Here is a 13,110-nt window from a genome sequence, read left to right as displayed (position 1 = left end):
ACCCCTTGCGTCCTTGTGGGTTTCTTATTGATCTGCTGACATCACGTGATCTGCAGAACGATAACAGCATGAGGCCGCAATGGATGCATCAACCGAGCTACAGGACAGCCTACCGGTTTCCTGCGATAAACTGCTGGCGCAGCTGGATGTCTGGGGCATCGGCTACCGGTTGCACCGCCATCCACCGCTGCGCACGGTTGAGGAGGCAAAAGCGGTCGAAGCGGAGTTCGTAGAGCCGGGGAAGACCGCATTGCGGTTGAAGAACCTCTATTTGCGGGACAAGAAGAAACGCAACCACCTGATCAGTTTGGAACAGGACCGCGACGTCGATCTGAAGCGTCTCGCCGCTGAGCTGGGGCTGGGGACGCTGTCGTTCGGCTCGGCAGAGCGGCTGTTTCAGACCCTCGGTGTGCGCCCAGGAGCGGTGACGCCGCTTGCGATGATCAATGGTGTCGAAAGAGATGTGCATTTCTACATGGACAAGGCTGCCCAGCAGGTCGACCTGATCTACATGCACCCGCTGGTTAATGATCGGACGGTCGCGCTGAGCCGTCCGGCCTTTCTCGATGTTATGCAGCGTTTGGGTGTGGCGATCACCTGGGTCTGAACTGCTCAAACTCTGGCTGACCTTTGCGCAATTGCGAACCTTTCTCTGGCCGTCCTTGGTGGAATGTGCATGTTTGCAGTAAGTGGGTCGCAAGTTGAGAGATAGCCATGGAGAACTGGGACGAGGTACGCACTGCCTATCAGGTCGCGCGCATGGGGACGGTCAGCGGCGCCGCCGAAGTTTTGGGGGTTCACCATGCCACGGTCATTCGCCACGTCGATGCTATTGAGGCGCGGTTGGGCGTGAAGCTGTTCCAACGCCATGCCCGTGGCTACACACCGACAGAGGCCGGGCAGGATCTGCTGCGCGTGGCGCAGGCCACAGATGATCAGTTTGGCCAGCTTGTCGGTCGGCTCAAGGGGCACGGCGATGCTGTCTCGGGCGAACTGGTCGTGACATCGCTGTCGTCGATGTCGGCGCTTCTGGTTCCTGCACTGACCGAGTTTCAGCGTCAGCATCCGGAGCTGGTGATCCGGTTCCTGACCGGCAGCCGCCTGTTTCGCCTGGAATACGGTGAGGCGCATGTGGCGATTCGTGCCGGATCTCCGCCTGAGCAGCCTGACAACGTGGTTCAGCCGTTTATGCGTCAGCAACATGGGCTTTACGCCAGCAGGTCCTATCTGGAGCGGTTCGGCCCCCTGAACGGGCTTGAGGATATGCCCAATCATCGCTTCATTTGTAACGATGATATCGACAGCCGCGCGCCTTACTCCCGCTGGCTGCGAGCGCATGCCCCCGAGAGCGCGCTGTCATTCCGCTGCGTCAATGGGGCGTCGATACAGGACGCGCTCTTGGCCGGGGCGGGGATCGGTTTTCTGACCAAATGGGAAGCTGCGCGGCATCCCGAACTGACACAGATCATGGAGCCGCTGCCCGAGTGGAGTGGCGATTTGTGGCTGGTCACCCATGTGGATCTGCATCGCACCACCAAGGTTCAGAGCTTCCTCAGCTTTCTGAAAGCAGAAGCCAAGGCCTGGGCCGAATGACACCGGCCCATCGTGGCCATCTGGCTATGCTGCTCTTCTCGGCGTTGGTGGCCGGATCGTTTTCGCTTGGCTCCATGGTCGCCAACGACATCGCTCCGATGGCCCTGAACGCGGCGAGGTTCATAATTGCTGCGGTTGTGATTGGCATTGCCGCCCAGGTGACTCATGGCCTGCGGCGACGGAATTTTCAGGCGCCCTGGCGCTTCATCCTTCTGGGCGGCTTCTTTGCGGTCTATTTTGTTCTGATGTTCTATGGCCTGCAAACGGCAGCGCCGGTCAGTGCTGCCGCCGTCTTTACGCTGACACCGGTTCTGAGCGGCATTTTCGGCTGGCTGCTGTTGCGCCAGGTTACGAGCTGGCGGATGGCGTTGGCTTTGGCGATCGGCGCGGCGGGCGCGATCTGGGTCATATTTCGTGGTGATCTGGCGGCGATCTGGGCGTTTGAGGTCGGTCGCGGAGAGGTGATCTATTTCTGGGGCTGCGTGGCTCATGCCGTCTATACGCCGATGGTGCGGCTGCTGAATCGCGGGGAACCTGCGGTGGTGTTTACCTTTGGTATGCTGGTTGCCGGGGCCATCATCCTGGTGGTGGTGGGTTGGGCTGATATCAGCGCGACGGATTGGGTCGGGCTGTCACCGCTTGTCTGGCTGGTTCTGCTTTATGTGGCGCTGATTGCCAGTGCCGCGACCTTTGTCTTGCTGCAATACGCGACGCTTCATCTGCCGTCCGCCAAGGTGATGGCCTATACCTATCTGACGCCGAGCTGGGTCATCCTGTGGGAAATCGCATTGGGTCGACCGGCTCCGGGCGGTATCGTGGCGCTGGGCGTGCTCTGCACGATCTGGGCGCTTTGGCTTCTGCTGCGGGAAGGTCGCCCACCGATGGCAGCGGCAGAGGCTGGCGGATCGGCGTCAATCCGATGACAGATCGTTCGCCGGGGTTCCGAGTTCGGTTTCCAGGAACCGCTCGAACGCATCCAGATTGACGGGCTCGTACTGACCAAACCCCTGCATCCAGACACTGGCGGACCGCATGGCATCCGGTTGTAGCTTGCACCATTTGACCCGGCCCCGTTTTTCCTGCGCGATCAAACCGGCGCGGCTCAGGATCGTCAGGTGTTTGGAAATTGCCGCCAGCGACATGTCAAAGGGATCCGCAACGTCTGTAACAGCCATATCATCCTCCAGCAGCATGGTCAGAATGCTGCGTCGTGTTGGATCTGCAAGCGCGGCAAAGACAATATCAAGGGGGTCGCTCATTCTGACACACCTAAACCGCAGAATGCGGGTCGACAATCCCAAGCTGTGAACCCCATAACTCCCGGGTCAGAGATTGCAGCACCGGAGAGACGTGACATGGCACTGAAATATTGGGCGGCGATCTTTGTGCTGGGCATCGGTTGGGGCATGTCCTTCATGTTCAACGCTGTGCTGCTGCGCGAGTTGGGGCCGCTGTCGGTTTCGATGGGCCGTGTCGGCTTTGGGGCGCTTGGATGCTGGATCTATGTTTTGGCGGCCCGCAAACGGGTGCCGGAGCAACCGTCGCGCTGGTTGGCTTTGTTTGGCTTCGGCGTATTGAGCTACGCTGCGCCCTTTGCCTTTTACGCACTGGGTCAGCAGCATATTGCCAGCGGCGTGGCCGGGATTCTCAATGCCTTTACCCCGGCGCTAGCAGTTGTTGTGGCGCATTTCTGGCCGGGTGGAGAGCGGGCGACAGTGCTGAAATCAATGGGTGTGATGTTTGGGTTCCTCGGTATTCTGGTGCTGTCGTTGCCGCTTTTGCAAGGGGGGCGGCAATCCGAGATATGGGCCGTGCTCGTGACGCTTTGTGCGCCGCTGTGCTATGCGTTCTCAGTCAATATTGCCCGGCAGTTTCGCGATATGGATCCGGTGGTCCTGGTTGCCATCGCCCTGACCGGAGCAACAGCCGCGATCGCGCCGCTTGCGATCTGGGCCGAAGGCGTGCCTGTCATCACACGGCTGGAGACCTGGGGTGCGCTGCTGGTGATTGGTTTCATTCTGACCTCCGCCGCCTTTATCCTGTTCTACTGGGTTCTGCCGCGGGTGGGGCCAACCAATATTACCCTGCCCACCTTGATTGCGCCGGTTTCGGCTTTGGTGATGGGGGCCTGGGTGCTTCAGGAACCTCTTAAAGTGGAGCATCTGGCGGGCATGGCTGCGATCTTGCTCGGGCTGGTGATGATCGACGGCCGTTTGGTTGGCAAAATCCGGCGCAAACCCGCGCTCTGAGGAAAATCAACCTTTTGGTTGAATATGAGTTTTCAGGGTGAGTTTCACGGGGCCGCAACGAAAAGTCATCCGCGGCCAAGAGGGGTTGTCTTTAATATTTATTATTTTCAGTATCTTGCGCGTCCTGCCGCAGTGCAATCTGCGTTGTTGACTCTGGACCTAGGACTCCTTAGCACCGCATCAGAATTCACGTGAGGATGGCGCCCGTGTCACAAGAGCCGGAAAAGCAGCGTTTGGCGCAGCTCGAGGCCAGGCTGGCAGAGGCGCGTAAGGCCCATGAGCCCAAGCCACGTGTGGACGAACATTATTCGACGGCAAGCGATGCCTGGAGAATGGTGATTGAATTGGTGGCCGGTCTGATGATCGGCTTTGGCATCGGGTACGGTTTGGATCTTCTTTTTGGGACCATACCGATCTTTCTGGTGCTGTTCACAATGCTGGGTTTGGCGGCCGGGGTAAAGACAATGCTCCGCAGCGCGCAAGAGATCCAGGAAAAGAAACTGGCCGAAATGGCCGAACAAGATGCGCAAGACCGGGATTGATCCCCCGGCGACAGGAGAAACGGGACAATGGGCAAACTAATCTTTGGTGCAGCTTTTCTGCTGGTACTTGCGTCTGGGCTGTTCTTTGCGCCCGCTATTCCGGGGCTCCAGATTCACCCGACTGACCAGTTCCTGGTAAAGCCGCTGGGTGGCGCAGCAGAGCTGAACTTCTACACCCCGACCAACGTGACCCTGTGGATGGGGCTGGCGATTGTCGCAATCTTCGCTCTGATGGTACTGGGATCGTCCAAGCGCGCGATTGTTCCGTCGCGCATTCAGTCGGTTGCTGAACTTGCCTACGGGTTCATCTACAAGATGGTCGAAGACGTCACCGGTAAAGACGGTCTGAAGTTCTTCCCCTACATCATGACCCTGTTCATGTTCATCCTGACCGCGAACATGCTGGGCCTGATCCCCGGCAGCTTCACCACCACCTCGCATTTTGCCGTAACTGCGGTTCTAGCGATGCTGGTTTTTGTGACCGTGACCGTGACCGGCTTTGTGCTGCACGGCACCAAGTTCCTGGGCCTGTTCTGGGTCAGCTCCGCACCGTTGGCGCTGCGCCCGGTGCTCGCGATCATCGAACTGATTTCCTATTTCGTGCGCCCCGTCAGCCATTGCATTCGTCTTGCAGGTAACGTGATGGCTGGCCACGCGGTTTTGAAGGTATTCGCAGGTTTTGCAGGCGCATTGGGCCTGTTCAGCTTCCTGCCGATCTTTGCCATCACCGCGGTTTACGCACTCGAAGTTCTCGTGGCCTTCATTCAGGCCTACGTGTTCACAATTCTGACCTGCGTGTACCTGAAGGACGCGCTTCATCCGTCGCATTAAGTCGCGGTTAGGTCCGAACAACAAGATCCTCAACTTCCAATCGTAAGGAGATACACAATGGAAGGCGAACTCGCACACATCGGCGCTGGCCTGGCTGGCATGGGTACTGGTATTGCTGCACTGGGTGTTGGCAATGTTGCTGCTAACTTCCTGGCAGGCGCTCTGCGCAACCCCTCCGCGGCTGCTTCCCAGACCGCAACCCTCTTCATCGGCATCGCATTTGCAGAAGCTCTGGGCATCTTCTCGTTCCTGGTCGCTCTGCTGCTGATGTTCGCCGTCTAAGACCCTTCGGAACCATTTTCCTTACGGCCGGGCGGTGTGGACGACTGCGCCGCCCGGTGTAACGGCAAGTTCCCTAGGAGGACGACATGGCAACTCAGACGCAGGACGCAGGTCACGGTGCCGCAGAGGCTGCCCACGGTTCGGGCGGCATGCCGCAGCTGGACTTCTCGACCTATGCGAACCAGATCTTCTGGCTCGTGGTCACGCTCGTCGTGATCTATTTTATCCTGTCGCGCATCGCGCTGCCCCGCATTGCGGCAGTGTTGGCCGAGCGTCAGGGAACCATTACCAACGACCTCGCCGCGGCTGAAGACCTGAAGGCCAAAGCCGTTGAGGCCGAAACCGCTTACAATCAAGCTCTGGCGGATGCCCGTGCCGAGGCTCAGCGCATCGCTGCTGAGACCCGTGCGGAAATCCAGGCAGATCTGGATGAGGCCATTGCCAAGGCAGACGCACAGATATCGGCCAAAGCAACTGAATCAGAAGCCGTCATCGCCGAGATCAAGGCCGGTGCCATCGCCAGCGTCGAAGCCGTCGCTGTAGATACCGCCGCCGAAATCGTCGCCGCATTTGGCGGCAAGGCAGACGAAAAAGCCGTCGCAGCCGCGGTTGCCGACCGGATGAAAGGATAAGAACATGCGCTCAGTATTGGCTCTTGCTCTGACCTTTGGTGCCACCAGCCCCGCGTTTGCGGCGTCTGGCCCGTTCCTGTCGATGAGCAACACCGACTTTGTCGTGACGCTCGCGTTCCTGCTGTTCGTCGGTATTCTGCTCTATGCCAAGGTGCCCGGTCTGCTGGGGGGTCAGCTTGACGCCCGTGCGGAAGGCATCAAGAAGGACCTCGAAGAGGCCCGTGCCCTGCGTGAAGAAGCCCAGACCATTCTGGCGTCTTACGAACGTAAGCAGCAGGAAGTTCAGGCGCAGGCTGACCGGATCGTTGCTTCGGCACGTGAAGATGCTGCCAAGGCGGCTGAGCAGGCCAAGGCGGATCTGGAAGTCTCGATCGCCCGTCGTATGACGGCTGCCGAGGAGCAGATCAAGGCAGCGCAGGATTCTGCGGTGAAAGAAGTACGCGATCAGGCCATCCTCGTTGCTATTGCGGCGGCGGATGCTGTGATTTCGAAGCAGATGACAGCGACAGAAGCCAACAAGCTGATCGACGCTGCTATCGCTGACGTGGACGCCAAGCTGCACTAACCTGCACTTGTTATCGGCGCGTATTAAAAAACCCGGCTCATGTGGCCGGGTTTTTTGTTCGCCCAGCTGTGGGCTCGGCCATTGGAGTGGCGCGATTGCTGACCTAAATGGTGGATCGGACGCGGGCCGAACGATAGAAGTGAGCCAAGATCCCGAGCCGGAGCTCGGGCCTCCAAGTCCCGAAGGAGACTCACATGCGCGCCCACCCGACGGCCATTGTCAGCCCCAATGCCAAGATTCACCCAAGCGTGGAAATCGGTCCGTTCTCGATCATCCATGACAATGTCGAGATCGGTGAGGGCACAAGCATAGGAAGCAATTGCGAACTCGGCGTTGAAACCCGGCTTGGGGATGGGTCGCCGCTGCGGATCTCGGCACGCTCCAACATACGTTCACACAGCGTTTTCTATGAAAGCTCGACTTTTGGAGAGGGGCTGGTGACCGGTCATCGTGTCACCGTCCGTGAACTGACCTCGGCCGGACGCGGTTTCCAGATAGGCACTCTGGGCGATATTCAGGGCCATTGCGCGGTTGGTGATTACGTCCGGCTGCACAGCAATGTCCATATCGGCCAAAAGAGCGTCATCGACGATTATGTCTGGATCTTTCCCTATGTTGTGCTGACCAATGACCCCCATCCGCCCAGCGAGGTATTGCTTGGCGCTCGGATCAAGTCATTTGCTGTGATTGCCACGATGACAACCGTCCTCCCCGGGGTGACTGTCGGCGAGGGTGCCCTGGTTGGAGCCTGTAGCGCAGTCACGAGAGATGTTGCAGATCATCGGATCGCGGTTGGGAACCCGGCGGTCGACAGGGGGGATGCGAATAAGGTCCGGCTGAAAGACGGCACCGATCGGCCAGCCTACCCGTGGAAGTCGCATTTCCACCGAGGATACCCCGAAGAGGTCGTGGCGGAGTGGCTCGCGTCCATGCCCGAAGCCTGATCCCGGCCGTGCTGAATGGGGGCGGCGCCTGGCTCAGGACTTGCTGATTTCGTGCTCAAGCCTCTGCTTGGCGATTTCCGCGTTACGCAGGGTGCGCTGATGGTCGCTGAGCGCCTGTTTCACGTAATCCAGATGGGTTTCGACCGCCGCCCGCGCTGCATCCGGGTCGCGCGCCTGCAAAGCGGCGTTGATGGCGCTGTGCTGCGCGAGCAGGGCCTCGCGCGTGGTGTGCTGTTGGAACATGATCTGGCGGTTGTAGAAGACTCCCTCCCGCAGCAGGTCGAACATCGACCGCATCATATGCAGCATGACGACATTGTGGCTCGCATCCATGATCGCGGAATGGAACTGCGCGTCCAGAGCTGCCGCTTCCTCTGAAGTGGCAGGATCACCGGCCTGTTCCATCTTTTCAAAGATGGTCTGAATGACCTGAAGATCATAGTCGGAACCGTATTTGGCCGCGCGCTCCGCCGCGAGGCCTTCCATGTCCCGGCGAAAGCTGAGGTAGTCGAAAACGGCCTCATCATGGCTGGCAAAGAGCTGCACCAGGGCAGGCGAAAAGGCTGAGCCGAGCACATCGGCAACAAAAACACCGGCACCGGCCCGCGACGTGAGCAGGCCTCGGCTCTGCAATTCTGCCAGCGCGTCCCGTAGGGATGGCCGCGATACGCCCAGACGCTCCGCCAGTTCGCGTTCCGCAGGCAACCGCTCGCCCGGTGTCAGGATGCCTCGCAGAATGAACTGTTCGATCTGGCGCACCACTGAAGCAGAGAGTTTTTCGGGCTGAACTTTTTGAAAGGGCATGATGATTGCCTTCTGAGGTGCGTTATTGGTCAAAACATATGACCACGCGGCAGGTGCGGCTGCAAGAGGGCGGCATCCATTCGGCAGACAACCTGCGCGTTCCATGCTAGCTGTGAGAGCAAGACCGAAGAATTTGTCACAACCGTCACGGTGATACGCATGTTCGACCCGGCCAGATCCACGGTTCTATTCCGCTCGATTTTTACATTCCTCCTTGTCGTATTACTTGCCGCCTGCGATACCGCAAGCCCGCATTTTCGGGGCCAGACCGTGCAGAGGATTGCCGTGGACGGCAGCGTTTTTGATGTCAGGATGCGCGGTCGGTTGGCAGAAGCCGTTCGCGTCAACCCACAGTATGCGCCGCGGCTTGGACCGATCAGAGGTCGGGCGGCCCGTGCCATGGAATTGGCCAGTGGGTGTAGCGTGGGCTATGTACTGGGCGATCAGGCCGTGCTGGTCGGGCGATTGGACTGCGTAGCCGGTTAAGCGGGAAATAGAAAGTTATCCACAATATATGGTGGCGATATCGCGCTGAGCTAGCGGATTTGGGGGGCGGCCACATTGACAGTGGTGTAACAAACCCATGACACTTGGACCCCAATGAATCATAGGATATCGGCTTGCGCTTCTCGAAACTCAGACTGAATGGCTTCAAGAGCTTTGTGGACCCAACGGATCTGCTGATCGCGGATGGCCTGACTGGGGTTGTCGGGCCAAATGGCTGCGGCAAATCGAACCTGCTCGAGGCGCTGCGTTGGGTGATGGGCGAAAACCGCCCGAAGGCCATGCGCGGCGGTGGCATGGAGGACGTGATCTTTGCGGGGACAAGTTCCCGGCCTGCGCGTAACTTTGCTGAGGTCAGCCTGCAAATCGACAATAGCGAGCGGCTTGCGCCGTCCGGGTTCAACGAAAGTGACAATCTGGAAATTCTGCGCCGCATCACCCGTGATGTTGGCAGTGCCTACAAGACCAATGGTAAGGATGTGCGCGCCCGCGACGTGCAGATGCTGTTTGCTGATGCCTCGACCGGCGCACATTCGCCAGCGTTGGTTCGACAGGGACAGATTGCCGAACTGATCAATGCCAAACCGAAGGCCCGGCGGCGTATTCTGGAGGAGGCTGCAGGTATTTCGGGACTCTACCAGAGGCGGCATGAGGCTGAACTGAAGCTCAAGAACACCGAACAGAACCTGCTGCGCGTGGATGACGTGATCGAGCAACTGGCTGCTCAGCTTTCGCAACTGGCCCGTCAGGCCCGACAGGCGCAGCGCTATCGTGATATCGGTGAGCAGCTGCGCCGGGCGGAGGGGATGTTGCTGTATCGCCGCTGGCGCGAGGCCGATGACGCGCGGCTTGAGGCAGAAGATGTCCTACGCGCGCGTGAGACGCAGGCCGCCAAGGCCGAGGCGCTAGCCCGTGTCGCAGATGGGAAGCGACTAGAAGCAGAGGGCGCATTGCCGCCTCTGCGCGAGGAAGAAGCGATCGCAGCGGCGGTCCTGCAACGTCTGTTCGTGCAGCGCGATGCGCTGAGCGATCAAGAGTCACAGGCACGCCAGACAATCGAGACGCTGACCAACCGTGTGGCGCAGTTGGGCCTTGATATCGAACGTGAAAGCGGGCTGAACCGGGATGCCGGCGAGACAATCGAGCGGCTGGACTGGGAACAGCGCGAATTGGCGCGGGCGGCCATTGGCCATGATGACCGCATGGCCGAAGCCGTTGAGCGATCCCGCGAGGCCGGATCTGTTCTTCAGGCGCGCGAAGAGCATCTGACGAGTTTGACCGAAGATGTGGCACGGTTAGCCGCGCGCCACCAGTCCGCGCAGCGCCAGGTTGAGGATTGCCGTCGCGCACTGAGTCGTGCGGAAGAGGAAGGCGGCAGTTCCCGCGAGGCGATGGCGGCCGCCCGCGAAACACTGGCCGAAGCCGAGGCCGCATTTGAAGCGGCAGTCGGCGCTGAAGAAGAGACGCGCGCGGCTGCTGAACTGGCAGATGAAACCCTCGCGGCGGCGGATGAAGCCCGCAATGACACCCAATCGCGAGAAGCAGAGGCCCGTGCTCGCCGCTCCGAAGCCGAAGGAGAGCTGGGTGCGCTGCGTGCTGAGGTGACGGCCCTTGCGAAGCTGGTGGAACGTGACACTGCCGAGGGCGGGCATGTTCTGGATGAAATGCGTGTCGCCGCCGGTTATGAAAAGGCACTCGGGGCGGCGCTGGCAGATGATCTGCGTGCGCCTCTTGCTGAGATCGACGGGCCAAGTGGATGGGTTACCCTGCCGCCTTATGACGGCGATGCGGCTCTGCCTGCGGGCGCTGTGCCGCTGTCTCTGCATGTCAGCTGCCCGGCAGCGCTGCAGCGCCGGATTTCGCAGGTTGGTCTGGTCGACAGTGATGCCGCAAGAGACCTGCATTCGCGCTTGTTGCCGGGGCAGCGTCTTGTGACATTGGAGGGGGATCTGTGGCGCTGGGACGGGTTCCGCGCCTGGGCGGAGGATGCACCCAGTGCTGCAGCGCTGCGTTTGGAGCAGATGAACCGTCTCGAGACGCTGAAACAGGACATGGAGCATGTAGGAGCGCGTGCCGATGGCGCCAGGGCGGCACATGAGGTCCTGATGCGAAAGCTTGAGGAGGTGACCGCCGCTGATCAGGCCGCCCGTCAGGCGCGCCGGGTCGCGGATCAGCGCGTCGCCGATGCCGCGCGTGCGCTGAGCAGGGCCGAAAGCCACCGCAACCTCTCCGAAGGCAAACTTGAAACTCTCAGCATTGCAGTGACCCGCCATGACGAGGATGCAGTGGCGGCAAAGGCGCAGCTGGCTGAGGCTGAGACTGCGGTGGAGGGCCTTGAAGACCTCTCCGAAGCGCGCGCCAAGGTCGAGGATGTGAAGCAAGCGGTCGAAGCCGCGCGGATCACTATGCTGACGCATCGATCAACGCAGGATGAATTGCGTCGCGAAGGCGAGGCTCGGACCGCACGCGGACAGCAGGTGACCAAAGAGCTCTCCGGCTGGCGTCATCGTCTGGACAGCGCCGAGAGGCGCATTGCCGAGCTGACCGAGCGTCGCGCGGCAACAGAAGACGAGCTGGAAGAGGCCCATGCGGTTCCAGCTGAAATTGCGGAGAGACATGACGAACTGAATGCCGCGATTGAAGAGGCAGAGGCGCGCAAGGCTGCCGCGTCGGACGCGCTGATCGGCGCTGAAACCGTGTTGCGCGATGCTGTACAGGCCGAGCGCGAGTGCGCGCGCCTTGCGTCAGAGGCACGCGAAGCACGAGCCCGCTCCGAAGCGCGTTGCGATGCCGCCCGTGAGGCGGTGGGACATGCGGAGGCGCGGATCCGTGAGGAACAGCAGACCGTGCCGGACGACCTGTTGGCCCGCCTTGATGCCACGCCTGAAGACATGCCCAATGCAGAGGAGCTGGAAGCGGAGGTCAACCGTCACAAGCGCCAGCGCGATGCGCTGGGAGCCGTCAATCTGCGCGCCGAAGAAGACGCCCGTGTGGTGCAGGAAGAGCATGACCAGCTGGTCACCGAGAAAGCCGACCTGGAAGAGGCGGTGAAGACATTGCGCGCAGGGATCGCCAGCCTCAATCGTGAGGGACGTGAACGGCTTCTGACCGCCTTTGAGGAGGTGAACGCCAGCTTTACCATGCTGTTCACCCATCTGTTCGGCGGCGGCGAGGCCAATCTGGTTATGGTCGAAAGTGACGACCCGCTGGACGCCGGGCTTGAGATCATGTGCCAGCCACCGGGTAAGAAGCTGTCAACGCTCTCACTGTTGTCCGGCGGAGAACAGACTCTGACCGCCATGGCTTTGATTTTTGCGGTGTTTCTGTCGAACCCGGCACCGATCTGTGTGTTGGACGAAGTCGACGCACCTCTGGATGATGCCAATGTCACCCGTTTCTGTGATCTTCTGGATGAGATGTGCCGACAGACCGACACCCGTTTTCTGATCATCACGCACCACGCGGTGACCATGGCGCGGATGGATCGGTTGTTTGGCGTGACCATGCAGGAGAAAGGCGTGAGCCAGCTGGTATCTGTCGATCTCAAGAAGGCCGAATCTCTGGTCGCCTGAACCCTTGTTCAACAAGGCCGCTGGTTCTATCGTCGTCGCGACAATGACAGGATTTGCAATGAAATTTCTTTCTCTACTGACAGCCGCAGCCCTGGTCGCCATTCCTGGTCTGGGGCACGCTGAAAATATCCTTGCGAAGGATGCAACCACGCTTGCAAATTTTTTTGAGACTGAAGGGGTCGATTTTGAGGTCACAACTGACGATGTGGGCGACCCCAAGCTAAAGGTCGACTATTACGGCAATGACTTCTCAATCTATTTCTATGGCTGCGAGAACAATAGGAACTGCGATGCGATACAGTTCTTTTCGGGCTACCAGACGGATGGCGGCGTGCGTGTGGCGAAGATCAACGAATGGAACACGGAGAACCGCTTTGGCCGTGCTTATATCTCGGACGAGGGATCCGCTCGGGTTGAGCTGGACGTCTATCTTGGCAAAAGCGGGATGAACCCGGACGATTTCGCCGAGCTCTTGAGCTACTGGTCCCGGATCATTCAGGAATTCGAAGAATTCATTGATTGGTGACCCAGAAGGTTTCGTCACCGAAACGTGACAGATCAGACTCTGAAATACCGCTAGGCTGGCTGCATG

At 59.7% G+C, this 13,110-nt stretch carries 15 protein-coding genes; 13 read left to right on the top strand and 2 right to left on the bottom strand.

What is annotated here, in order from left to right; all coding sequences use genetic code 11:
- Positions 1–79: 79 nt before the first annotated feature.
- From VWY60_RS14845 to VWY60_RS14835, 3 genes are all read left to right on the top strand, one after another.
- Positions 80–607, top strand: a complete 528-nt coding sequence (locus VWY60_RS14845) for a prolyl-tRNA synthetase associated domain-containing protein (protein ID WP_340546508.1) — start codon at positions 80–82, stop codon at positions 605–607.
- A 107-nt stretch (positions 608–714) separates the two neighbouring features.
- Complete coding sequence (locus tag VWY60_RS14840) at positions 715–1,593, top strand: LysR family transcriptional regulator (RefSeq protein ID WP_340546509.1); 879 nt, start codon at positions 715–717, stop codon at positions 1,591–1,593.
- Positions 1,590–2,516 carry a DMT family transporter gene (locus tag VWY60_RS14835; RefSeq protein WP_416541006.1) on the top strand — a complete coding sequence of 309 codons (927 nt, stop codon included), beginning with the start codon at positions 1,590–1,592 and terminating at the stop codon, positions 2,514–2,516. Before VWY60_RS14840 ends, VWY60_RS14835 begins: the two co-directional genes overlap by 4 nt.
- On the opposite strand, the gene VWY60_RS14830 is transcribed toward VWY60_RS14835, so the two are convergent.
- The gene (locus VWY60_RS14830; RefSeq protein WP_340546511.1) at positions 2,505–2,852 is read right to left on the bottom strand and encodes an ArsR/SmtB family transcription factor; all 348 of its coding nucleotides are present in this window, start codon (positions 2,850–2,852) and stop codon (positions 2,505–2,507) included. The genes VWY60_RS14835 and VWY60_RS14830 overlap by 12 nt on opposite strands.
- 96 nt (positions 2,853–2,948) lie before the next feature.
- Between VWY60_RS14830 and VWY60_RS14825 the strand changes: the two genes are divergently transcribed.
- The 7 genes from VWY60_RS14825 (at position 2,949) to VWY60_RS14795 (ending at position 7,638) form a co-directional block, all read left to right on the top strand.
- Positions 2,949–3,842, top strand: coding sequence for a DMT family transporter (locus tag VWY60_RS14825; RefSeq protein WP_340546512.1), 894 nt, complete (start codon positions 2,949–2,951; stop codon positions 3,840–3,842).
- 197 nt (positions 3,843–4,039) lie between these two features.
- Positions 4,040–4,384: an AtpZ/AtpI family protein gene (locus VWY60_RS14820; RefSeq protein ID WP_374015478.1), complete on the top strand. Its 345-nt coding sequence runs from the start codon at positions 4,040–4,042 to the stop codon at positions 4,382–4,384.
- A gap of 27 nt (positions 4,385–4,411) precedes the next feature.
- Positions 4,412–5,215, top strand: a complete 804-nt coding sequence (locus VWY60_RS14815; RefSeq protein WP_340546514.1) for a F0F1 ATP synthase subunit A — start codon at positions 4,412–4,414, stop codon at positions 5,213–5,215.
- A gap of 57 nt (positions 5,216–5,272) precedes the next feature.
- Positions 5,273–5,497, top strand: a complete 225-nt coding sequence (locus VWY60_RS14810; RefSeq protein WP_008562443.1) for a F0F1 ATP synthase subunit C — start codon at positions 5,273–5,275, stop codon at positions 5,495–5,497.
- Positions 5,498–5,583: 86 nt separating this feature from the next.
- Entirely contained in the window at positions 5,584–6,129 is a 546-nt protein-coding gene (locus VWY60_RS14805) for a F0F1 ATP synthase subunit B' (protein ID WP_260112726.1), read from the top strand.
- Positions 6,130–6,133: 4 nt separating this feature from the next.
- Positions 6,134–6,694, top strand: coding sequence for a F0F1 ATP synthase subunit B (locus tag VWY60_RS14800; RefSeq protein WP_260082157.1), 561 nt, complete (start codon positions 6,134–6,136; stop codon positions 6,692–6,694).
- 194 nt (positions 6,695–6,888) lie between these two features.
- A complete protein-coding gene (locus tag VWY60_RS14795; protein WP_416541005.1) occupies positions 6,889–7,638 on the top strand; it encodes an N-acetyltransferase in 750 nt (249 codons plus the stop codon).
- Positions 7,639–7,671: 33 nt separating this feature from the next.
- On the opposite strand, the gene VWY60_RS14790 is transcribed toward VWY60_RS14795, so the two are convergent.
- Entirely contained in the window at positions 7,672–8,442 is a 771-nt protein-coding gene (locus VWY60_RS14790) for a FadR/GntR family transcriptional regulator (RefSeq protein ID WP_340546517.1), read from the bottom strand.
- A 159-nt stretch (positions 8,443–8,601) separates the two neighbouring features.
- Between VWY60_RS14790 and VWY60_RS14785 the strand changes: the two genes are divergently transcribed.
- The 3 genes from VWY60_RS14785 (at position 8,602) to VWY60_RS14775 (ending at position 13,044) form a co-directional block, all read left to right on the top strand.
- Positions 8,602–8,928 (top strand): hypothetical protein, encoded by a 327-nt coding sequence (locus tag VWY60_RS14785; protein ID WP_416538328.1) that lies wholly within the window; start codon positions 8,602–8,604, stop codon positions 8,926–8,928.
- Between the two features lie 134 nt (positions 8,929–9,062).
- Entirely contained in the window at positions 9,063–12,518 is a 3,456-nt protein-coding gene (locus VWY60_RS14780; RefSeq protein WP_416541004.1) for a chromosome segregation SMC family protein, read from the top strand.
- A 58-nt stretch (positions 12,519–12,576) separates the two neighbouring features.
- The gene (locus VWY60_RS14775) at positions 12,577–13,044 is read left to right on the top strand and encodes a YbjN domain-containing protein (RefSeq protein ID WP_416534658.1); all 468 of its coding nucleotides are present in this window, start codon (positions 12,577–12,579) and stop codon (positions 13,042–13,044) included.
- The last annotated feature ends 66 nt before the right edge of the window (positions 13,045–13,110 follow it).

Origin of the sequence: Phaeobacter sp. JH20_26 (assembly GCF_048056275.1) — a bacterium.
GTDB lineage: Bacteria > Pseudomonadota > Alphaproteobacteria > Rhodobacterales > Rhodobacteraceae > Phaeobacter > Phaeobacter bryozoorum.
Note: the sequence above shows the minus strand (reverse complement) of the source record. Positions and strands in the feature narration are given on the sequence as shown.